General features: G+C 54.6%; 15 protein-coding genes. 6 read left to right on the forward strand and 9 right to left on the reverse strand.

Annotated features, from left to right (window positions below; genetic code table 11):
- Positions 1-146: 146 nt before the first annotated feature.
- The gene (locus tag Q7C33_RS03645; protein WP_407682859.1) at positions 147-413 is read left to right on the forward strand and encodes a hypothetical protein; all 267 of its coding nucleotides are present in this window, start codon (positions 147-149) and stop codon (positions 411-413) included.
- 75 nt (positions 414-488) lie between these two features.
- Complete coding sequence (locus tag Q7C33_RS03650) at positions 489-791, forward strand: hypothetical protein (protein WP_407682860.1); 303 nt, start codon at positions 489-491, stop codon at positions 789-791.
- 78 nt (positions 792-869) lie between these two features.
- Here the strand turns inward: Q7C33_RS03650 and Q7C33_RS03655 are convergent, their stop codons facing one another.
- The 9 genes from Q7C33_RS03655 to dnaA form a co-directional block, all read right to left on the reverse strand.
- Positions 870-3,704, reverse strand: a complete 2,835-nt coding sequence (locus Q7C33_RS03655; RefSeq protein WP_407682861.1) for an ATP-binding protein — start codon at positions 3,702-3,704, stop codon at positions 870-872.
- On the reverse strand, positions 3,701-5,419 hold the full coding sequence (locus Q7C33_RS03660) for a GmrSD restriction endonuclease domain-containing protein (RefSeq protein ID WP_407682862.1): 1,719 nt from the start codon (positions 5,417-5,419) through the stop codon (positions 3,701-3,703). The genes Q7C33_RS03655 and Q7C33_RS03660 overlap by 4 nt, the downstream gene beginning before the upstream one ends.
- 16 nt (positions 5,420-5,435) lie before the next feature.
- Positions 5,436-8,339 (reverse strand): DUF1156 domain-containing protein, encoded by a 2,904-nt coding sequence (locus Q7C33_RS03665; protein ID WP_407682863.1) that lies wholly within the window; start codon positions 8,337-8,339, stop codon positions 5,436-5,438.
- Positions 8,340-8,347: 8 nt separating this feature from the next.
- The gene (locus tag Q7C33_RS03670; RefSeq protein ID WP_407682864.1) at positions 8,348-8,968 is read right to left on the reverse strand and encodes an NYN domain-containing protein; all 621 of its coding nucleotides are present in this window, start codon (positions 8,966-8,968) and stop codon (positions 8,348-8,350) included.
- A 157-nt stretch (positions 8,969-9,125) separates the two neighbouring features.
- Positions 9,126-12,662, reverse strand: coding sequence for a helicase-related protein (locus Q7C33_RS03675; protein ID WP_407682865.1), 3,537 nt, complete (start codon positions 12,660-12,662; stop codon positions 9,126-9,128).
- A 277-nt stretch (positions 12,663-12,939) separates the two neighbouring features.
- Positions 12,940-15,357, reverse strand: coding sequence for a DNA topoisomerase (ATP-hydrolyzing) subunit B (gene gyrB / locus Q7C33_RS03680; RefSeq protein ID WP_030139021.1), 2,418 nt, complete (start codon positions 15,355-15,357; stop codon positions 12,940-12,942).
- Positions 15,358-15,362: 5 nt separating this feature from the next.
- On the reverse strand, positions 15,363-16,466 hold the full coding sequence (recF, locus tag Q7C33_RS03685) for a DNA replication/repair protein RecF (protein ID WP_030139022.1): 1,104 nt from the start codon (positions 16,464-16,466) through the stop codon (positions 15,363-15,365).
- 8 nt (positions 16,467-16,474) lie between these two features.
- Complete coding sequence (gene dnaN / locus Q7C33_RS03690; RefSeq protein ID WP_407682866.1) at positions 16,475-17,578, reverse strand: DNA polymerase III subunit beta; 1,104 nt, start codon at positions 17,576-17,578, stop codon at positions 16,475-16,477.
- Between the two features lie 39 nt (positions 17,579-17,617).
- Complete coding sequence (dnaA, locus tag Q7C33_RS03695) at positions 17,618-19,147, reverse strand: chromosomal replication initiator protein DnaA (RefSeq protein ID WP_258648575.1); 1,530 nt, start codon at positions 19,145-19,147, stop codon at positions 17,618-17,620.
- A 566-nt stretch (positions 19,148-19,713) separates the two neighbouring features.
- Here dnaA and rpmH point away from each other — a divergent pair.
- Genes rpmH through yidC form a run of 4 tightly spaced genes read left to right on the forward strand, consistent with a single transcriptional unit; the run spans position 19,714 to position 22,189 of the window.
- Positions 19,714-19,848, forward strand: coding sequence for a 50S ribosomal protein L34 (gene rpmH / locus Q7C33_RS03700; RefSeq protein WP_003213577.1), 135 nt, complete (start codon positions 19,714-19,716; stop codon positions 19,846-19,848).
- Positions 19,849-19,864: 16 nt separating this feature from the next.
- Positions 19,865-20,266, forward strand: coding sequence for a ribonuclease P protein component (gene rnpA / locus Q7C33_RS03705; RefSeq protein WP_030139024.1), 402 nt, complete (start codon positions 19,865-19,867; stop codon positions 20,264-20,266).
- Positions 20,259-20,504: a membrane protein insertion efficiency factor YidD gene (yidD, locus tag Q7C33_RS03710; protein ID WP_010465488.1), complete on the forward strand. Its 246-nt coding sequence runs from the start codon at positions 20,259-20,261 to the stop codon at positions 20,502-20,504. Before rnpA ends, yidD begins: the two co-directional genes overlap by 8 nt.
- A gap of 2 nt (positions 20,505-20,506) precedes the next feature.
- Positions 20,507-22,189: a membrane protein insertase YidC gene (gene yidC, locus Q7C33_RS03715; RefSeq protein ID WP_030139025.1), complete on the forward strand. Its 1,683-nt coding sequence runs from the start codon at positions 20,507-20,509 to the stop codon at positions 22,187-22,189.
- Positions 22,190-22,198: the final 9 nt, after the last annotated feature.

Below are 22,198 nucleotides of genomic sequence, written 5' to 3' on the forward strand. Positions count from 1 at the left end.
GGATCAAGATGCTGACGGTAGAGCTTTAGCTCTGGATTCATCTGGATACTGGAAGCTTCGTCTGGTACTCAGATATTCAAGTAGACCGCTAGCTAGCGCAAAGATGCTTGGTGAACCCCAACCCACTCTAACCTCAGGAATCAGACATGGACGTTATCGAAGAGCCTTACATGCAACAACCCAATGAGCTCGTCGCAGTGGTCGCCAAACGGCTTATAGCCCTTTACCGCGCCGGAGATAAGCGCGCGGGGGCTGAGCTTGAGCGGCTGGTGGCTACCAGCAAGAAATATCGGAAGTACGTTCAAAAGCTAGTTCTAAGCGTAGAGCGGAAAAACCCCGCGAATTTTTCCTATGCCCGTGCGGATATACAGTCTTTGGGCAACGAAAAGCATCCATGGCGATACAGCCGCTAGGGCACTACAGAATTACAGGCTACATTGGCTCCCGCAGAGTAAAATCCGGCCTCGCTCATCACTGCTAATGCACCAATGAAATTACTCAACACCTACGACGACCGCGACGAAGCTGAAGCTGCTGCTGAAAAGATCACAGGCGAAAAACGTCTGGCTAGTGAGCGCGACTCTACCGTGGTCATCTACAACCTTTTCGGGATGCCGTCCTGGGGCAACTTTCATCGTTTGGGCATGTACAACCTGGTTGAGCTAAAAGCTCTCCTGGATCGCCGAGCCAACTGGCAACCGGCTGATCAGCTCCGCCATACAGAAATCCTTGCCACCCTGCGTATCGTGGCGAAGAACTTTCAGGTCGAGATTCCTAGCCACTGGCTCTGAAAGAACACGTCACTCCTAACAAAAAAGCCCCGCTGTTCTGCACAGGCGGGGCTTTCGTGTACCAAGCAGGTCGCAGAGTTACTCGAACTCAGCCGACTTGAACTTCAGTACGTTGCAGTTCTCCTTGATGGCTCGTTGCAGCCCATCATCAAATCCTGCCTTGCTAGAGGCCTGGATCTCGATAGAGATTTTCACTTCTACTCCCAGCTTCGCCGTGAACTGCTGCACTACTTCATCAACCAGCAGCGCAAAGTCCATTTTCGCCTTCACAGGATCCAGGTCAGTAGATGCGTAGAACTGAGTGATCAACGCTTTGGAGGTTTCCTCGTCGGACTCCTCATGACGCTCATCCCCCCCTGGCGGCGTGGGATCAACATCACCACCTTGCTCAGGTTTTTCCCCACCCTCCGCTTCCTGAGCCTTTTTCCGGGCACGCTCGGCTTCTTCTTTTTCCTGACGCAGTTTCTCTGCATAGGCTGAAGCAACCGACGGTTCAATGATCTGACAGGCTTCGAGGGTTACGAGGGCAGGTCTATCAAACACAAACCCGAGGTAACGATCTGCCTCCTTACCCTGCGCGATACCAAAGAAGTCGGTGCTCTCCAGACCAACGCTGAGGGCTTGCACGAACACAGTGCTATCCCGCAGGCGAGGGAGGTACAGGTAGCAGCAGCTCTTCTGCCATATGTCCTGAGCACCTACTTCCTTAACATCATCTTTCCAGAACCAGCTCTTGAGCATGCTAGACAGGTGATAAGGGGCCCACTCCGTGATGAGAAGTTCGTTCTCTTTGAGTACGCGCTCGATTTCCTGGGTAAGGTTGGCTGCACCCGGATTGACTGCAAAATGCTCCCACTCGACATCCGACAGACCACGACCTGACACAGCAGTCTGAACCGGAGCCAACAACCACTTGTAGGTTTCTCGGATCATTCGCTTGAGCGCATCTTTAGACTGCTCAAAACTGGCTGTAGCGTTCTTCGCCATCAGGTTGTCGAGAGTGATGCGGTTGTCCTTGTAGTCGTTAGCGATGGACTCCCACGCCAACATGGTGCGCACCTGCTCCTTCAAACGGCTGACGTTATCGTGCTCGGCAGCCAGGAAGATTAGGCGATTCTGTTTCTGCCGGGGCTGCTCGCCACGGTTCTTCAGAATGTCATTGGCCTTGGCAATAGCTTGGCTTGCGCCACTCTTGCTATAGCCAGCATCCGGAGGCAGCACGACCAAACGCAGTTGGTAGTCATCCAGGACATCACCACTCTCCGTGAAGACATGCACCCCACCGAATAAACCACTGGCGAAACTATCCTGCACTCGCTTGCGAATGGCCGGGAAGACATCCTCGCGATCCTTGAAGCGCTTCTTGCGCTCCTCCATCTCGCGACGAAGATTCGGGCGGGTATCAAACCAGTAGTGATTGTTAGCACTGTTCAGATAATGCAGCTTGTCCGCCAGGCTGCGCAGAGCATCCTTGAACAGGCCAATTTGCTGACCAGGTTGCACCGTACCCAACATGATTCGCTCAAGCTCGATGCCCCGAGCGACCTGCCCCGAAGTCGTTGGTGCGCTGCCCAGGAATATAGTGCGTGCCGTTCTGCGACAAGCCTGCACACTGCCCAGGCGAGCATTATGGTTCTCGATGGCCATCGTCTCAGCACGCGGGCCATCGATGTCGCGCTCCATCACCGGATCCCAGCCGGGAGGCAGGTAGTAGGTGACCTCGTTACGCGAATCCGGATCGGCCAGTGGCAGGCTTCCAGGCATGATCAACGGGTCATTATTTCCATCCTTCCACAGACTGAAGATCATTTTGGCCATCATCTTCAGTACGCCACGGGTACGCTGGAAGTTATCCAGCGTCGACCAGTCCTCATACAGGCGGTCGAACACCTCGGGGTGAATGGGGTAAGCATGCAGCAGACGCTCGTAATAGCGGCTTTCCTGCGTTTCAGCCGGAAATTCATTGCTGTGTGCGATGTAATAATCAGCGAATGTACGGCAAACCTGCTCGGCAGCCAGGCGATCCGAGATGTTGCTGAACAAGCGGCGCCGAACAATTTCGAAAGCCTCTTCTGTACCAACTGGCTTCCACAGCGCTTGGACACGCCCGAAGTAGTGGGAGAGAGACTCCAGCGCCCGAACACCACGCTGGCTACCTGCTTCTTTTTCGGACTCCGGCAAAGACGCCAGCAGTACAGCCGTTGGCACCGCCTTAAGCGCCTCGGTCAGGGCCTGAACGAAGCTCAGGTTGGAGTCGAAGGTGCCACCGCTTAGGGCTTTACCCTCTTCAAACTGGCGAATGTAAGCAACCAACTCGTCGATCAGTATCACACAAGGCGCGCACTTCTCCAGCAGCTGCTGAAGTACATCCTTGCCAGGCGAAGTACCTGATTGGTCAGCGCTGGCGACCAGGGCGTAACCTTCCTCACCACCCAACTGCCAAGCCAAGTCACCCCACAGGGTGTGTACCTGAATGGCGCCATGCTGAACCGGCTGATTCGGTGATGCTTTAATCCCATCGAGCACAGCAATGCGGGCGCGAGGTAGCTCACCTACGCCTGCCTTGTCGATGATATTGGGGATGCCCGGCATTTCACTGGCCGGTACTTTGCCACAAGCCAAGTGATATACCGCCAGCATGGTGTGGGTCTTACCACCACCAAAAGCTGTTTGCAGCTGAATCACTGGATCGCCGCCCTTACCCGCCAACCGCTTTACCACCGAGTCGAGCAGCAGAGACATCCCTTCGGTGATGAAGGTTCGGTCGAAGAACAGCGTCGGGTTCTGGTATTCGGCAGTAGCTGTCCCGCTGTGAACACGGGTGATATCAGCGGCGAATTCAGCCTGAACGAAGGTGCCTCTACGCACGTCTTCATGGGGCTCGGCGATTTCACGCCAAGGTTTAAGGGTCATACATGATCTCCCTGAGCGGTGCGCAGCATGTAGCTGAACTTGTCTTGGATTAACTGCTTACGCGCCTCAATAAACGCTTCGTAATTCTCAAGCTTCCACAGCTCTTGATCTTGGGGAATAAGGTGCATGGCCAAATACTTTTCATGCTCCTCATCGCTCTTGAAACGGCTGCGGTCGAACCAGTCGCCCGGTGGAATATCACACTTGCCGTTGAATCCATTTTCATCAGCGGTCAGCAGCATGCAGTTGGCGATCTGATCCCGATGCTCGGAGCGGTAACGCAGGATATTGCGCTTACCGCTGTCTGGGTTGATGTCCTTGACTGACTTCAACAGGCTCTGCGGAAAGATATGGTCGACCTGCGGGCCATTGGCACCCAGCGCCGGAGAATAGTTGAAGTCGCGATACCACAAGTTGAAGAACAGGTGGATCGAGCGAGAGCCGTAGTACTGGTTGAAAATGACTTCCGGCGTGATCTCCAAGCTGCGGCCATCGGCACGAATAACCCCAAAGACTTCGCTCAACACAAAGTCTTCATGCTCTTGGATGTTACGCACCAACTTGTCGATCAGCTGATCAGGGTTGCCACCAAAGGCACCGCTGAGCAACGAGCGCAGTAGGTACTCAGGCAAGCCAGACTTACCTTTGAACTTGGCAGGGTACTGATACCGGAAGTAAATCAACGGAATCAGGGCCAGGTAGGAGGGCAGAGCCTTGTCACTGCGGATGTAGGTTTTGCTGACAACCAAATCGCGCACATCCTTGATGGCCTCAGCGATCTTCTCCCATTGGGCAATGATCTCCTCCTTGGTTTTGCCATCGCGGAATTTCTCTACCTCGTAGCGAGCGCCCTTGTTCAGTACGGTCAGGCAGCATTTGAGGACAAAGTCGCGATCAAAGTCGAAGCCGCCCTGATTCAAATCATCCAGCAGGGCCTCGATCTCACCATCGGCTTCATCCCAGCTAGAGGTCAGCAGGGAGAACAGAAGATCGGATTTGCCCAACTTAGTGCCACCGGAGTTGGCTCGGATGAAAATCTCAACGATGTCGTCAACCCGATAAGCATCCGGGTTATCGATACCATCCAGTTCCTGGAAGGTGATGTTGTCGTCATTGACGAACTCTTTGCGCACACGGCCTATATTGAGCTGCAAAGTCATCTGCTCATCATTGGTCAGCTCACCAGGGGCCAGTTTGGCTAGCTCTTGAGCAATCTGAAGATCGAGTTTGTTGTTGATAAACACCATGTTCTTGAAACGCACCCAAGGCCAGTTGGCGGAGTCTTTGTCCTTGAAGGCAAAACGGAAGCGGATGTCTTCAGGCGCTGCCATATCACCACCGCTGAGCACATCAAAGTACAGCTCGCGCCCGCTGTAGCCTCCTTTAACGCCAATAAATAGGCTTTGCAGGCGCTGCTGACCATCAAGCACCATCATCTTCGAGCGGCTGTTATCTGGCACCCGGTAATCGGTGAGCTTGATATCGCGGTGGTAGTTGTCGATGAACTTGCGATGCCTGACCTCTTCACGGGTTTTCCACACCAGCAGCGTGCTGATCGGATACTCGCGCATGATGGAGTCAAACAGGCGGCTGATCTGCTCCTCACTCCACACGAAAGGCCGCTGAATATTTGGCAACCAAAAGCCACCACCTTCAGACTCCGAGTCATTCAGGTACGAAACGATTTTGCGGATCGAAAGCTTCCTGTTCTGCATCACCTACGTCCCTTGATCAAATATCCATCTGAGCCTGAGTACGAACATGACCTACCTCGTGGGAGGCTTGCTCAATACCAATCCAAGCACCTTGTAGCTCGTTATAGGCCCGAGCTTCCTCAGCCCAACCTTGCCGTTCACAGAGGGTATAGAGACGATAAGTCAACGCAATAAGGCCAGCAGCTTTGTCGGGCATGCGTGCCAGCAAAGCACCGGCAGCGCTTTCACCGTCCTGGTTAAGGGCTCGGATAAGTTGGTGCAGGGATTCCCAAACCGGCACACGTGTATCGTTTTCTGGAGACCAATTTCGAGGCATTTCAGCCCACTTGAGCAAACGCAGATCTCCACCTGCACTTTCAATGACCCCAGCTTCGGTCAAGCCTCCGACGCTAGTACCCTTAGCGCGAGCCAAAACATCTGCATCACCATATTTACCCTCAGCCCAACCATGTTGTTCAAACCAAGCTATGCAGAACTGGGTATCGTGGTCAAAGTCATCTTCACCAATGAATCGGTTGATCAATTGCAAGGCCGTACGTACTGTCATGGGCATGCCATCTGCCTCCATCACAGCGCTATATTTGCTAAATACCTCCATGCCTGGGCCAATAATTGCTTGCGACAAGTCCACCGGGGCAACAGGCGAATTAATTCCACCACGTGTCATATCCAAAAGTGCTTCCGGCAAGGTGGTATTTAGCTCTCGAATAAAGTCTCGTCGAGATATTTTAATAGCATCGGAGGCGCGCTGAACGCAGACCAAAACTATGCTTGATGCCAAAGCATTAGATCCGATGCCTCGTGAACGGGCGGCACGTTCAGTACGAAGCGGCCATGTTCCGGAAATGGCAAATCCAGCCGAAATGACTGCCTGCAAAAATGTTTCCCAACCAGTACTAGATGTTCCTACATCATTCTGCGTTTCTGATTGCTTAAATGCATAGTATATGGTGACGGGAAATGCCGGATGTGCTCTCACAGATAAATTTTTAATGGCGGAAGTCATTCCGTTTAAGAAAAATTCTTCTGCCTGATTTCTATTTCCATGCCGTCCCGGCGTTGCCACAAGCTCTTCCAGCTTAGGAACAGCCAAGGTTGAAAAAACATCGGGAATTATATTTCTAAGCGACCGCCTAAACCAGACATAAAAGAAATCTGATAGGTCTGCATATCCAATATTGTCGTAATATGGCGGATCTGTCGAAATAACTTTTAAATTTGATATATCTTGAACAGCAGCATCTGCTTGCTGAACTTTTCCGTGGCAATTTGCCGGTAGCTTTTCAACACACTTAGCCACAAAACTAATATTCTGGTTGAAATTACCACCAGAATCACTAAATGGATTCACTTCGGCAAAATCCCAAGTAATTGGAATTGCTTGCTTCGTAAATGCATGAGATACCAACTCATTCTTTGGAGCTGAGCTCCATGTAGCAATAGTGCACCAAAAATCCGCGGATCGGCCAACACCAAGTGTAAGATATACAGCTATTGCGTCTCCGTACGCTCTAGCTCCCGTTCCTCCATTCGCCAGACTCTCCCCTGGCTCTAGTCCTGCTGACAATGCTGCTTGGAATGCATGTTCGCTTGCTTCGATTACTAAATTAGAAAATGTGTTAAGTGCATTCATTTGGCGATCTGTGAACAGATCGCTCCATTTTTGCATTCCATAATTCCCAACTCGAAATCCAAGAGCTTTTTGGAAGAAGTCTATTTCTGGCTTCCATTCTGGCACCGCCAACCTAGCAGTGAACTCCTGATGCTCGGATGGATGGAGATATACTCTCTCTCGCTTACCTTCAGCAGCAATTGCCATCAACTTAATACCAAGGCGTCCAGCTTGGCCCTCAGCCTTAATGTAATCACCACTAATAGGGGTTCCTGACATGACACAAATAAAATCGGCTCCTCTTCCGCCACCTCTAGTTCCTAATTTCGCCTTATTTGTAGGAGCTGATTTTCTTATTACGAATCTATAAGATCCATCCTCTATAACTGGCTCTACATATGCCTCTTTACTCTCTTTGCTTGCAAGCACGAAAGTTGAAACAAGGGGAACTTCGATGTGGCTGTAGGCAGGATTAGGGCTGCGTACTGTGCGTGCCCAAATCCAAGCAATTACCTGTAATTTCTCGCCCGAATAAAATTTAAGGTCAGGGCGTTCAATCACCATTTCAGAAGTCACTTCAATCTTGGGATAGAATTTTCCAATTCTGCTCTCTGCAAGCTCAGACATCCAAGCCCCGTAACGGCGTATATCTTCGGCCAAGCCACAAGCCCCTGACCAATCCTCGAATGCATCCCTAGTTGCTCGCTTTTTTGAACCCTTATTTGCGGCAATTTCCGGGCCCACAGGGGCTTGCCCACCAAACTTTGGAGGGATCTCTATCATCGCTTTATTGATTGTGACCGCTACTGGATTTAGATCACTGGCATAACTTTCTAGACCTAACCGCTGCGCCTCCAGTGGGAGTGCGCCGCCACCGGCAAACGGGTCGTGGAAGCCAGGCAGTCTTTCTGGGTTGAACAACTCCATCGCCAGAGGATGATTCTTGTTCAGCTCACAGGTTTCGCGCCAACTTTTCCAGATTTCTGCTCTCGCACGCTCAAGTACCTCTTCATTGTTACTGTTTTCCCACACAACCAAGTCTTCGATGATCTTAAATAGCCGCTCCCGCTCGGCAGCTGCCCTTTCCTTGTTCACCCCTCGCCCCAGGTGACGCTCATAACCCGGATCATTGACCATCTGTGCAAAGATAACTGCTCGCGCAGCCGCTAGCGGGCGACGTGCCCACCACAGGTGCAAAGTACTGGGATGACCATGACGAATGGACTTTTCACGTGCAGATGCAACGTTGATTGCATCCAATGGAAGCGCGACTTCAATCAGTTTTTTCGGGGTCTTAATCGGGTACATGGTATTCCTTAGCGCCAATGGGCTGGTCGATGCAGGGCAAAGCCACTGGCGGTAATAACAGGATCGGATAACTGATTCTGACGCAGCTTGTCTTCACCAATGACGAGGGTGCCATTAGCGGTTCTCTTTAGCTGCGCCGACTGGCGATTGGGTGGGAACACGACAATTAGCCGTTTATTTGGGAAGCGCTTGCGTACCTGCTGGATCGGTGTAGTCAGGTCACTATCACCAGAAATGATAAAGGCTGTATCGAAGCGATCTTCATAAGCATCAGCCAGCATCTGCGCGGCGATGTTTACGTCTGTCATCTTCTCTTCGTATGTCTTCCAAGTAGCACCGCAGCTCTTACAGTTCCCAGTTTTCTCCAGATAGTGACCTTCATGAAGGGTCAGATTGGGTTGCGCGGCCAAAGCATCGATATAGATCGTCTGCCTCTTAGAGTCATCAGCATTACGGCCATTTGTGCGAATGCGAGCCGTAAAATAGTGAGTTGCCACTAATTCCTGGTCAGGCTTGAGAAGCGCAGTTGATAGCGCAGGTAAGTCTAGCCAGTAGTGCTTTTTGAACCCACTCGTCTTCAGACCGAAGTAAAGGTTGAAACCGTCCACATAAGTGATTACACGCTGCATTTTTAGGCTCCCAAGCCACTGGTTCGCTTGACAGCCTGGTCACGCGTTACCATAATTCGCGCACTAACCCCGCCAGCGATAGCATCGCTGGCCCGACGCCCCGGTAGCGAAAGCTCTGGGGCGTCTCTCTTTGTGCGCTGTAAAAGTATTTCTATGCTCACAAGCTTTCCCCCGGCTGGGTCGCGCGAGCCAGCAAGTCTTGCAGGTCATAGTTGACGCTAGCTACGCCGAACTCAGGCTCGGTCTTGAATGGATGCTTGATGTAGTAGGGGCCTTCCGTCTGCTCGCCATCCACCAGCACGATGGCAAGGATGAATTTCTCGCCCTGGTTGAAGCTAGAGAAAATCTCGTTCTTGGTCACAGTGACGGTGGACGAACCCTTTGCTCGGCCCTTTACCTCAATGTGGCGATCATCACGAATGGCATTGTCCGGGCCGACCGGTGGGCGGGCAGTGATGTCCCAGCCACATTTCTGCGCGGATACATCGAACACTTCGTGACCCAAAGCCTTTTCAGCGGCCACAACGGCATGCATAGCCGCCCACTCGATGCGTGAACGTGCCTCGGCATCCACGCAGAAGGTATTGTCCCCCTTGCGCTGTGCCAGCAGCCCGGCAGGAATGACAAGGGCACCACCCAGCACTACAGGCGTGCTGGATACCACATTCTTCATTCCCTCCAACTCATGCTTCCGCTGGCTAAGGCGAGCAGTGAGTTCATCCACGCGACGGCGGGCATTTTCCGGCTGCATGCGCGGCTGCTTACCCGTACTGACGTCATCGCTGAGTTTGATGAAACGATCCGACCAATAGTTGATCTCTTTCACCAGGCGCTCATTCACCGCCGCGAGAATTTTGTCCGCTTGGCGCTCAAGCCGTACTTTCACTTCTTGATAGTGATCCGGTACCAAGTGCTCAGATGCATGATGAAGAGCCAGAGCTTCAAGATTCTGTGAAATCCAAGGGGCAGCCAGCACATCACCGACAAGCTTTAGGTCGCCATTATCGATTGGTTGAAGATCCAGGTGCGGTGCCCAACCAGCATTGATGGTGTTGCCAAACTGATCGATTTCGACAAATTGCAGACGACGAGAGACAACCTTGGCCAGGGCACTGCCCTGAACTAGGTTTTCCCGGACGCTATGGTCGATCATGAACAGCACTTTGGGGCTGGTGCTGTCGTCATTGGGATCGACCAGGATAGAACCTTGCTTAAGCTTGCTACGGTGTGCCGAAAGGATTAGATCAGTAATTGCCAGCATCAATGCGTGACCTGGATGGATCAGGTCTGCCATGGGCTTACCGTGCAGGCGCACATGCTGCTTTTCAAAACAGATACGCTCGTACTGCTTCAATACAGGGGTACGGGTTTCCCCGATAACTCGATCTCGCTCCCGCAATGCAGCTGGAACATGGCGAATTTCGTATCGCCCCGCTTCACGAGCACGTATTTCCCCGCCCAAGGTATTGAATGCCTCCGTGAAGAACGCACGGATGAAGTAGGGCTGGAGCTTGCGCGCCTCAGCTTTCTCCATTTCTTCCTTAACGGCGTATAGATCAGCCAAGCTCATATGCTGCTCGACCAAAGCATTGCGACGGAGAATTTCCTTCAAGTGCTCGGTATCCAGAGCGCCATCGATAACCTGGGTCAGCTTGGCGCGTGTTTCTGGCGCATCACCATAGCGGATGGCTTCAATCAGCAAATCCTTCAGGGAGATGTTGTCGAAGGCCTCGCCGAGCACATCAAACACCTTGCCACCCAGTGCCTGCTTCTCGATTTCCATCTTGTCGAATAGCTTCTGGAAAACTTCGCCTTCACGTGTTTCGTTGGCGACAATGTTCCACAGGTGACAGACCTCAGTCTGACCAATGCGGTGAATACGGCCAAACCTCTGCTCCAGGCGGTTCGGGTTCCAGGGAAGGTCGTAATTGACCATCAGGTTGGCATTCTGCAAGTTCACGCCTTCGCCCGCAGCGTCCGTTGCAATCAGCACGAGTACATTGGGGTTGTTACGGAACTCCTCCTGAATCTTGCGCCGTTCATCACGGTTAGTGCCGCCATGAATTGTGACCACAGCCTCAGGCTTGCCCAGCATGCTGCCGATTCTGGCCATAAGGTAATTCAGGGTGTCACGGTGTTCAGTAAAGATGATCAGTTTGCGACGGTTGCCGCTGCTGGTGTACATCTCGGGAGTGTCTTGCAGCAGGCAAGAGAGCTGCTCCCATTTCTTGTCTTTTCCAGACCGAACTACTGAAAGCGCTTGGGCCTCCAGAGCCTTCAACGACCAGATTTCAGCCTCAAGTTCTGGAATGGTCTCGGCAGCAGTAGCCTGGTCAACCACCTGCTCGGCATAGAGTTCGTATTCGTCAGCGCTCAGCTCATCATCCAGATCATCAAGATTGTCTGGAAGATCGATCTGTTTCTTTACGTTGTATTCGCCGAGAGTGCTGGCAACGCCTTGTCCACGAGCCAGAAGCTTCGTCTCTTCCAGGCGATTTTCCATGCGCTTACGGCGACGCTGAAGCGATTGGTAAATAGCTTCAGGGCTCGATGCCAAACGACGCTGGAGCTGTGTCAGGGCGAAACCGATTGTGCCTTTACGCTTGCCGTCGAGCTGGTCGGCACGATTCATCTCGTTGCGCACGTACTCGGTAACATCGTGATAGAGCGCGGCCTCAAGGTCTGACAACTCATAGTTCGCGGTATAGGCACGACGCTCGGGGAAGAGGGCAGTGCCATCGAACTTGAGCAATTCCTCCTTGACCATGCGACGCATCATATCGGACACATCGACCTTATGTGCGCCTTCACGAAACTTGCCGTAGAAGCGATCACCGTCGAGCAGGGACAGCCAAATTTGGAAATCTTCTTCCTTGCCGTTGTGAGGCGTTGCCGTCATCAGCAAGAAATGGCGGGTAATGGAGCCGAGCAGTTCACCCAGTTCGAAACGCTTAGTCTTGTTGACCTTGCTGCCGAAATAGTTGGCTGAGAGCTTGTGGGCTTCGTCGACGATGATCAGATCCCACTCGGTATTCTTCAGCTTCTGCTGGTACTCCTCACTGCGCGACAGCTGATCGAGGCGAGCGATCAGCAGGTTGGTTTCTTCGAAGTAGTTTCCCGAGGCGCATTGCTCCTGCTTCTCTCGGCTGAATACCTCGAATCTAACGCCAAACTTTTCCAGCAGCTCATCCTGCCATTGCTCGGTCAGGGAACCAGGTGAAACGACCAGAATGCGTTTGGCATCCGAGCGCATCAGTAGCTCGCGGATCAGCAAACCGGCCATGATGGTTTTACCTGCGCCCGGATCGTCGGCCAAAACGAAGCGCAGAGGCTGACGCGGAAGCATCGACTCATAGACAGCAGAAATCTGGTGGGGAAGTGGATCAACGTTGGAGGTGTGAACCGCCATCATCGGATCAAACAGGTGGGCGAGATTGATACGGTAGGCTTCCAACCCAAGCTTGAAATCAGCGCCAACCGCATCGAACGACCAAGGTCTTCCAGCTTGAGCAAGCTCCAGGCGTGCCTCATCCGAGCGAAACAGCATCTGCTCACCCAGGCGGCCTTGGCTGTCTTTGAAGTACACGGTGATGGCATTGTCACCGACAGGTTCAACCGTCACGACCCGCACGATCTCGTCTGACTGGATACCCCTAACCTGTGCGTCCTTCTTGATGTCTTCGAGCTTGAGCATGCTGAACCCTGGCTTCCCTGTGTGCGCTGCAATATTTTCTGAACAGATGTACATATTAACAGTGCCATTATGGACTGTGGTGTGGTCTCTCTACCCTCAAAAAATGCACTAATCGCTATCAACCACCAAGCTCCTAGGCGATGTGCTAGGAGATAGCACAAAAGAAAAAGCCCCTGGCAATAGCATTGCCAGGGGCTAATGAGCGTGTAATTAACTTTGGTCGAACCGTTTAACTTTGACCGAGAGGGCAAATAACTTTGCCCACCTACAAACCGGATCAGAAATCCAGGTTAGACACCGCCAACGCATTGCTTTCGATGAAGTCACGACGTGGCTCGACCGCATCACCCATCAGGGTGTTGAAGATCTGGTCCGCGCCAATGGCGTCTTCGATGGTGACTTTCAGCATGCGACGCGAGCCCGGGTCCATGGTGGTTTCCCACAGCTGATCCGGGTTCATCTCACCCAGCCCTTTGTATCGCTGGATAGTGTGGCGCTTGGTGCTTTCGGCCATCAGCCATTCAAGGGCTTCCTTGAACTCGGTTACCGATTTCTTGCGCTCGCCACGTTGGATGTACGCACCTTCGTCCAACAGCGTGCTCAATTGCGCGCCGAGGGAAACGACAGTCTTGTAGTCGTTGCTGCCGAAGAAGTCGCGGTTGAAAGTGACGTAGTTCGACAGGCCGTGGGAGATCAGTTCGACCTCCGGTAGCCAGACGTTACGTTCACGGTCTTCGCGCAGGCTGGCTTTGTAGACCAGGCCGGATTTTTCCACGGTGCGTAGACGGACTTCGTACTGGGCCAGCCAATCCTGCATCGCAGCGTGATCGGACAATTGCTCCAGGCTGACGGCCGGCAGGTAAATGAAGTGCTCGGTCAGTTCCTGTGGGTACAGGCGCGACAGGCGCTTGAGGGTCTTCATCACCAGGCGGAAGTCATTCACCAGGCGCTCAAGGGCTTCACCGGAAATGCCAGGGGCATCTTCGTTCAGGTGCAGGCTCGCGTCTTCCAGAGCCGACTGCGTCATGTACTCTTCCATGGCGTCGTCGTCTTTGATGTATTGCTCTTGCTTGCCTTTCTTGACCTTGTACAGCGGCGGCTGGGCGATGTAGATGTAGCCGCGCTCGATCAGCTCCGGCAACTGACGGAAGAAGAACGTCAGCAGCAGGGTACGGATGTGCGAACCGTCGACGTCGGCGTCGGTCATGATGATGATGTTGTGATAGCGCAGCTTGTCGATGTTGTACTCTTCGCGACCGATACCACAGCCCAGCGCAGTGATGAGCGTGCCGACCTCCTGGGAGGAAATCATCTTGTCGAAGCGTGCTTTCTCGACGTTGAGGATCTTGCCCTTCAACGGCAGGATGGCCTGGGTGCGGCGGTTGCGGCCCTGCTTGGCGGAACCGCCAGCGGAGTCACCTTCCACGAGGTACAGCTCGGACAGGGCAGGGTCCTTTTCCTGGCAGTCGGCCAATTTGCCTGGCAGGCCGGCGATGTCCAGCGCGCCTTTGCGGCGGGTCATCTCACGAGCCTTGCGCGCGGCTTCACGGGCACGGGCGGCGTCGATCATCTTGCCGACCACCAGCTTGGCTTCGTTCGGGTTCTCCAGCAGGAAGTCGGAGAAGTACTTGCCCATTTCCTGTTCGACAGCGGTCTTCACTTCGGAAGAAACCAGCTTGTCCTTGGTCTGGGAGCTGAACTTCGGATCCGGCACCTTCACCGAAATGATCGCGGTCAGGCCTTCACGGGCATCGTCACCGGTAGTGGCGACTTTGTGCTTCTTCGCCAGGCCTTCCTGTTCGATGTAGTTGTTCAAGTTACGGGTCAGCGCCGAACGAAAGCCCACCAGGTGGGTACCGCCATCACGCTGTGGAATGTTGTTGGTGAAGCACAACAGGTTCTCGTTGAAGCTGTCGTTCCACTGCAGGGCGATTTCCACGCCGATGCCGTCTTCACGCTGGACGTTGAAGTGGAACACTTGGTTGACCGGGGTCTTGTTGGTGTTCAGGTACTCAACGAACGCCCGCAGGCCACCTTCGTACTTGAACAGCTCCTCCTTGCCGCTGCGCTCGTCCTTGAGGACGATGCCGACACCGGAGTTGAGGAAGGACAGTTCGCGAATCCGCTTGGCCAGGATGTCCCAGCTGAAGTGGATGTTCTTGAAGGTTTCGCTCGAAGCCTTGAAGTGGATCTGCGTGCCGGTGGTCTCGCTGTCGCCGACAATCGCCATCGGTGCCTGAGGCACGCCGTGGACATAGGTCTGTTCCCAGATCTTGCCGCTGCGGCGAACCGTCAGAACCAGCTCTTCGGACAGCGCGTTCACCACCGAGACACCTACGCCGTGCAAGCCGCCGGATACCTTGTAGGAGTTGTCGTCGAACTTACCGCCAGCGTGGAGGACGGTCATGATGACCTCGGCGGCGGAGACACCTTCCTCTTTATGCACATCTACCGGGATACCACGGCCGTTGTCGCGAACGGTGATGGATTCGTCCGGGTGGATGATGATGCTGATATCGTCGCAATAACCGGCGAGGGCTTCGTCGATGGAGTTGTCGACCACCTCGAACACCATGTGGTGCAGGCCGCTACCATCGTCGGTGTCGCCAATATACATACCGGGACGTTTGCGTACGGCATCCAGGCCTTTCAGCACTTTAATGCTCGTTGAGTCGTACGTATTTTCTTCGCTCAATGCCTTCACTCCCGATGGTCGTGGGTCTGGGTGATACGGCCCTGTTCCACGTGGAACAGAGCGACTGGCGTTTCCGTCTGCCAGCCTTCCCTCAATAATTCGTGGTCTACACAGGTAATGAACACCTGGCAGCGTAAGTCTTCCAGCAAGCGGCACAGCGCACGGCGGTGGGCCTCGTCCAGCTCGGACGGCAAGTCATCCACCAGATAAATACACTGACCGCGACGGGCCTGGCTGACCAGATGCCCTTGGGCGATACGCAAGGCGCACACCACCAACTTCTGCTGACCCCGGGACAAAATGTCCGCGGCGTTATGTGCGCCCAATCTAAGACGCAAGTCAGCGCGTTGTGGTCCAGCCTGGGTGTGTCCCATCTGCTGGTCCCGCTGCAGCGAGCCAGCCAGCACGGCACTCAATTCCCGGTCTTTGTCCCAGCCTCGGTAATAGCTGAGCGTCAGTCCCTCAAGCTCAACCAGTTCGCTCAAGGTCTGCTCGAAGACCGGTTTCAAGGCTTTGATATAAGCGCGGCGGTATTCATCGATTTCAGCGCTGGCCTGGCACAGTTCCCTGTCCCAAACCGCTTGCGAAACGGCGTCAAGTGTACCATGTCGCAGCCAAGAGTTACGCTGGCGCAGCGCCTTCTGCAGACGTTGCCAAGTCGCCATGAAACGCGGTTCCACGTGGAACACGCCCCAATCCAGGAACTGCCGGCGGATTTTCGGTGCACCTTCCAACAGGCGGAAGCTATCCGGGTTTATCAGCTGCAACGGCAGAATCTCTGCTAGCTGCGCAGCACTGCGGGCGTTCTGCCCGTCGATGCGAATCTGGAACTCGCCTTGGCGATCCCGGGAAATCCCTAGGGCGCTGTGGCCACCTTCCGCCAGTTCCACCTGCCCGAACACCGTGCACGCCAGTTGATCGTACTGGATGACCGGTAAGAGGCGGGTGCTGCGAAACGAACGGGCAAGCCCTAGCAGGTGCACGGCCTCCAGAACGCTGGTTTTGCCGCTGCCGTTGGCGCCGTAAAGGATATTGATGCGGGGGGAAGGGGAGAAGGTCACCGGGTGCAGATTGCGCACCGCGGTGACCGAGACGCGACTTAAGGACATCTAGCTGGTTACAGACGCATCGGCATGACAACGTAAGCCGAATCGTCGTTATCGGACTCCTGCACCAGCGCACTGCTGTTGGAGTCGGACAGGATCAGACGCACTTGCTCGGTGCTCATCACGCCCAGCACGTCGAGCAGGTAGCTGACGTTGAAGCCGATTTCCAGGGAGCCGCCGTTGTATTCAACGCCGACTTCTTCTTCCGCTTCTTCCTGCTCCGGGTTGTTCGCCTGGATCTTCAACTGACCGTTGGCCAGTTGCAGACGGATGCCGCGGTACTTCTCGTTGGAGAGAATTGCGGTACGGCTGAAGGCTTCGCGCAGCGCTTGGCGATCGCCCAGCACCAGCTTGTCGCCACCTTTTGGCAATACGCGTTCGTAGTCTGGGAACTTGCCGTCCACCAGTTTCGACGTGAAGGTGAACTCGCCGGTGGTGGCGCGGATGTGGTGTTGGCCCAACACGATGCTGACATTGCCATCCGGCTCGGTCAGCAGGCGGGCCAGCTCCAGGATGCCTTTACGCGGCACGATCACCTGGTGGCGATCCGGTTGACCGATATCGGCCTGCATCGAGCACATGGCCAGGCGGTGACCGTCGGTGGCGACGGCGCGGATAACGCCGGCAGACACTTCCAGGAGCATGCCGTTGAGGTAGTAACGCACATCCTGCTGGGCCATGGCGAAACTGGTGCGTTCGATCAGGCGACGCAATTTGCTCTGGTCCAGGCTGCAGGTCAGCGAACCCGGGCCTTCTTCCACAGTCGGGAAGTCATTGGCGGGCAATGTGGACAGGGTGAAGCGGCTGCGCCCGGCCTTGACCACGAGCTTCTGTTCATCGACCTTGATGTCGATCAGCGCATCGTTGGGCAAGCTCTTGCAGATGTCCATCAGCTTGCGCGCCGGCACGGTGATGGAACCCGGATCGGCCGGCTCTTCAAGTTGCACACGACCGACCAGCTCGACTTCCAGGTCGGTACCGGTCAGCGACAATTGCTGGCCTTCGACAACCAGCAGCACGTTGGAAAGTACCGGCAAGGTCTGGCGGCGTTCGACGACGCCCGCGACCAGTTGCAGGGGTTTCAACAGGGCTTCGCGTTGAATGGTGAAATGCATGGTCTAGTCCCTTGCCTTAATAAGCTGCGCTGGTGGTCATCAAGTGGTCAGTGTACGCAGCAGGTTCTTGTAGTCCTCGCGGATGTCCGCGTCGGATTCCTTAAGTTCGTTGATCTTGCGGCAGGCGTGCAGCACGGTGGTGTGGTCGCGTCCACCAAACACATCGCCGATTTCCGGCAGGCTGTGGTTGGTCAGTTCCTTGGACAAGGCCATGGCCACTTGGCGCGGACGTGCCACCGAACGCGAACGGCGTTTGGATAGCAGGTCGGAAATCTTGATCTTGTAGTATTCAGCAACAGTACGCTGAATGTTATCCACAGATACCAGCTTGTCCTGCAGCGCCAACAAGTCCTTCAAGGACTCACGGATAAGCTCGATAGTGATATCGCGCCCCATGAAGTGCGAGTGAGCGATCACCCGCTTGAGGGCACCTTCAAGCTCACGCACGTTCGAGCGAATACGCTGTGCAATAAAGAAAGCGGCGTCATGAGGCAGTTCGACCTTGGCCTGGTCGGCCTTCTTCATCAGGATCGCGACACGGGTTTCCAGCTCCGGCGGCTCGACGGCAACCGTCAAGCCCCAACCGAAGCGTGACTTGAGGCGTTCCTCGAGGCCTTCGATCTCTTTCGGGTAGCGGTCGCTGGTGAGAATGACCTGCTGCCCGCCTTCAAGCAAGGCGTTGAAGGTGTGGAAAAACTCTTCCTGGGAACGTTCCTTGCGGGCGAAAAACTGAATGTCGTCAATCAGCAAGGCGTCCACCGAACGGTAGAAACGCTTGAACTCATTGATCGCGTTCAGTTGCAACGCCTTGACCATGTCGGCCACGAAACGCTCGGAATGCAGGTACACGACCTTGGCATTCGGGTTTTTCTTTAATAGATGGTTGCCCACCGCATGCATCAAGTGGGTCTTACCCAGGCCGACGCCGCCATACAGGAACAGCGGGTTGTAGCCGTGCTTGGGGTTGTCCGCCACCTGCCAGGCCGCCGCGCGAGCCAACTGGTTGGATTTACCTTCGACGAAATTCTCGAAGGTAAATGTCCGGTTCAGGTAGCTGGTGTGCTTGAGAGCGCCTTCGACCTGGACAGTGCGCTGTTCGGCCCGCACCGGTGCCTGCTGGGAGCTGGCGCCGGCCATTGGGTCGAAGCTGTCCCGGGAGGGCTCTTCGCTGACTTCGGCAACCTTTTGCGCGTTGCGTTTGCTCGGGGCGGGCGTGGGCGCCGTGGCGGCATGGTTGTTGACCGGTGCCGGGGCTGCTTGCTGGGCCTGGGAAGCTGCGGCAGCAGCCAGCGGCGCGTTGGGCGCGGCGCGAGGTGCCGAGCTGCGCTTGCTGCCTATTAATAAGGACAACGCAGGCGCCATGCCATTGCCATGCTCGTCGAGCAGTTCCATGACCCGGCCCAGGTACTTTTCATTGACCCAGTCTAGGACGAAACGGTTTGGCGCATAGACGCGCAATTCGTCGCCTTCGGCTTCGACCTGTAGCGGACGGATCCAAGTGTTGAATTGTTGGGCAGGCAGCTCATCGCGCAAAAGCTCCACGCACTGCTGCCAAAGTTCCACTGACACGGACATCCCCTAAGTTGAAAGCCGGTGAGGCAAAAACAAGCGGCCATTGTAGCGATCAGTCGCTCACTTATCCACATGCAGCTTGTCGGTCGCCCATGATTTATCAATGCGTTAAGTGAACGAAAGACGACGGGCGGTCAGTGGATAAGCCTTGTGGATAACCATGCCTGAGGTCGTTGCACAAGTGAGGGGGCAACTCGGTGGATAAACCCTCTGTGGATAACTGGCCATTCCACCCACAGCTTATCCGACAGTGCAGCACAGGCTGGACACTGCTTTCCCGCGTAGTTGTCATTCTCTGTACATGGCGGATTACAAGGCCTCAACGCTGTTATCCACAGATAGGTGGCAGCCTTGCTTTTATAAGCTTTACAGAAAAGCTTTAAATAATTCCTTCTTTATTTTTATATCTAGCTCTGTCTGACGAATCAGCCGAAAGCACCTGGACATCTATTTAAAGGAAACGCTGGTTGGAAATTGACCTAGAGGCTTGCTTTCTCTAGAATCCCCGGTCTCTTAAAACGGGGGCCATTCCGGCCCGTTGTGGACGAACCAGGTAACACGACATGAAACGTACTTTCCAACCAAGCACTATCAAACGCGCTCGTACCCACGGTTTCCGTGCTCGCATGGCTACCAAGAACGGTCGTGCCGTCCTGTCGCGTCGTCGCGCCAAAGGTCGTGCGCGTCTGGCAGTTTGATAATCCGGCACTGGAGGTGAGTCAGGACTTCAGTCGGGAAAAGCGTCTGCTTACACCCCGGCATTTCAAGGCAGTCTTTGACTCCCCTACCGGCAAGGTTCCGGGGAAAAATCTCCTGCTCCTTGCGCGCAGCAACGATCTCGATCACCCCCGACTCGGGCTGGTTATCGGGAAAAAGAGCGTAAAGCTCTCCGTTCAGCGCAATCGCCTCAAACGTCTGATGCGCGAATCGTTTCGCCTGAACCAGGATTCACTGGTCGGTTGGGACATCGTTATCGTCGCGCGCAAAGGTTTGGGTGACGTAGAAAACCCCGAATTGATTCAGCATTTCGGCAAGCTCTGGAAGCGACTGGCCCGTAACAAGCCGGTACCAGCAGTCAACACCGAAACTGTAGGGGTAGACAGTCACGATGCGTAAACTGGCGCTCGTTCCGATCCAGTTTTATCGCTACGCCATTAGTCCTTTGATGGCCAGTCACTGTCGTTTCTACCCCAGTTGTTCCTGCTACGCGTACGAAGCCATAGAAAATCATGGCCTCCTGCGCGGTGGCTGGCTGACCTTTCGTCGTTTAGGTCGCTGTCATCCGTGGAATCCCGGCGGTTATGACCCGGTTCCGCCTATCCCTACCTCCCGTTCTTCTTCGATGGCCGAGTAATCATGGATATCAAACGCACGATCCTGATCGTCGCCCTGGCAATCGTGTCCTACGTCATGGTCCTTAAATGGAACCAGGACTATGGCCAGGCTGCCCTGCCGACTCAGAATGTTGCAGCCAGCAATACCGCACCGAGCCTGCCGGATGCTCCAGTTGGCAACAACGCTGCCAGCAATGACGACATCCCACGTGCGGCAAGCGATACCAGCGCTCCTGCCGAAGCCCCAGTGGCCGTAAGCAAAGATCTCATCCAGATCAAGACGGACGTGCTCGAGCTGGCAATCGATCCACAAGGTGGTGACGTCGCCCAGCTGAAGCTGCCGCTGTACCCACGTCGCCAGGATCATCCGGAAATCCCGTTCCAGTTGTTCGACAACGGTAACGAGCGCACCTATCTTGCCCAAAGTGGCCTGATCGGTACCAACGGTCCGGATTCGAACCCGGCCGGTCGCCCGATCTACTCTGCCGAGAAGAAGACTTATCAACTGGCTGATGGTCAGGACCAACTGGTCGTGGACCTGAAGTTCAGCAAGGATGGCGTCAACTACATCAAGCGTTTCACAGTGAAACGTGGCATGTACGACGTAACCGTCTCTTACCTGATCGACAACCAGAGCGCCCAGCCTTGGTCCGGTGCGATGTTCGCGCAACTCAAGCGTGACGCCAGCGACGATCCTTCTTCCAGCACCGCCACCGGCACCGCGACTTACCTGGGCGCTGCCCTGTGGACAAGTTCGGAACCGTACAAAAAAGTGTCCATGAAGGACATGGACAAGGCTCAGCTGAAGGAAACCGTCCAAGGTGGCTGGGTTGCCTGGCTGCAGCACTATTTTGTAACAGCCTGGATCCCGCAGAAAGGCGACAGCAACGTCGTCCAGACACGTAAAGACAGCAAAGGCAACTTCATCATCGGTTACACCGGTCCGACATTGACTGCCGCCCCCGGTGCAAAAGCCGAAACGAGCGCCGTTCTGTATGCCGGTCCAAAAAGCCAAGCCGTGCTGAAAGAGCTGTCCCCAGGCCTGGAACTGACCGTTGACTATGGCTTCCTGTGGTTCATTGCACAGCCGATTTTCTGGCTGCTGCAACATATCCACAGCATCGTGGGTAACTGGGGTTGGTCGATCATTTTCCTGACCATGCTGATCAAGGGGATCTTCTTCCCGTTGTCGGCCGCCAGCTACAAGTCGATGGCGCGCATGCGTGCAGTGGCACCGAAACTGGCCGCTCTGAAAGAACAACATGGCGATGACCGGCAGAAAATGTCCCAGGCCATGATGGAGCTGTACAAGAAAGAGAAGATCAACCCGCTGGGTGGTTGCTTGCCGATTCTTGTACAGATGCCGGTTTTCCTCGCGCTTTACTGGGTTCTGCTGGAAAGTGTGGAGATGCGCCAGGCGCCGTTCATGCTGTGGATTACCGACCTGTCGATCAAGGATCCGTTCTTCATCCTGCCGATCATCATGGGCGCGACCATGTTCATCCAGCAGCAGCTGAACCCAACGCCTCCGGATCCGATGCAGGCGAAGGTCATGAAAATGATGCCAATCATCTTCACCTTCTTCTTCCTGTGGTTCCCGGCAGGTCTTGTGCTGTACTGGGTTGTGAACAACGTGTTGTCCATCACTCAGCAGTGGTACATCACGCGTAAGATCGAAGCGGCGACGAAAAAAGCCGAGGCGTAACTTGCTCTG

This window comes from Pseudomonas sp. BP11-1-1, assembly GCF_052112105.1.
Taxonomy (GTDB): domain Bacteria; phylum Pseudomonadota; class Gammaproteobacteria; order Pseudomonadales; family Pseudomonadaceae; genus Aquipseudomonas; species Aquipseudomonas alvandae.

Coding starts and splice junctions, on each gene's coding strand:
- Q7C33_RS03645 (WP_407682859.1), top strand. CDS start 147: ATGGACGTTATCGAAGAGCCTTACATGCAACAACCCAATGAGCTCGTC.
- Q7C33_RS03650 (WP_407682860.1), top strand. CDS start 489: ATGAAATTACTCAACACCTACGACGACCGCGACGAAGCTGAAGCTGCT.
- Q7C33_RS03655 (WP_407682861.1), bottom strand. CDS start 3,704: ATGACCCTTAAACCTTGGCGTGAAATCGCCGAGCCCCATGAAGACGTG.
- Q7C33_RS03660 (WP_407682862.1), bottom strand. CDS start 5,419: ATGCAGAACAGGAAGCTTTCGATCCGCAAAATCGTTTCGTACCTGAAT.
- Q7C33_RS03665 (WP_407682863.1), bottom strand. CDS start 8,339: ATGTACCCGATTAAGACCCCGAAAAAACTGATTGAAGTCGCGCTTCCA.
- Q7C33_RS03670 (WP_407682864.1), bottom strand. CDS start 8,968: ATGCAGCGTGTAATCACTTATGTGGACGGTTTCAACCTTTACTTCGGT.
- Q7C33_RS03675 (WP_407682865.1), bottom strand. CDS start 12,662: ATGCTCAAGCTCGAAGACATCAAGAAGGACGCACAGGTTAGGGGTATC.
- recF (WP_030139022.1), bottom strand. CDS start 16,466: ATGTCCTTAAGTCGCGTCTCGGTCACCGCGGTGCGCAATCTGCACCCG.
- dnaN (WP_407682866.1), bottom strand. CDS start 17,578: ATGCATTTCACCATTCAACGCGAAGCCCTGTTGAAACCCCTGCAACTG.
- rpmH (WP_003213577.1), top strand. CDS start 19,714: ATGAAACGTACTTTCCAACCAAGCACTATCAAACGCGCTCGTACCCAC.
- yidD (WP_010465488.1), top strand. CDS start 20,259: ATGCGTAAACTGGCGCTCGTTCCGATCCAGTTTTATCGCTACGCCATT.
- yidC (WP_030139025.1), top strand. CDS start 20,507: ATGGATATCAAACGCACGATCCTGATCGTCGCCCTGGCAATCGTGTCC.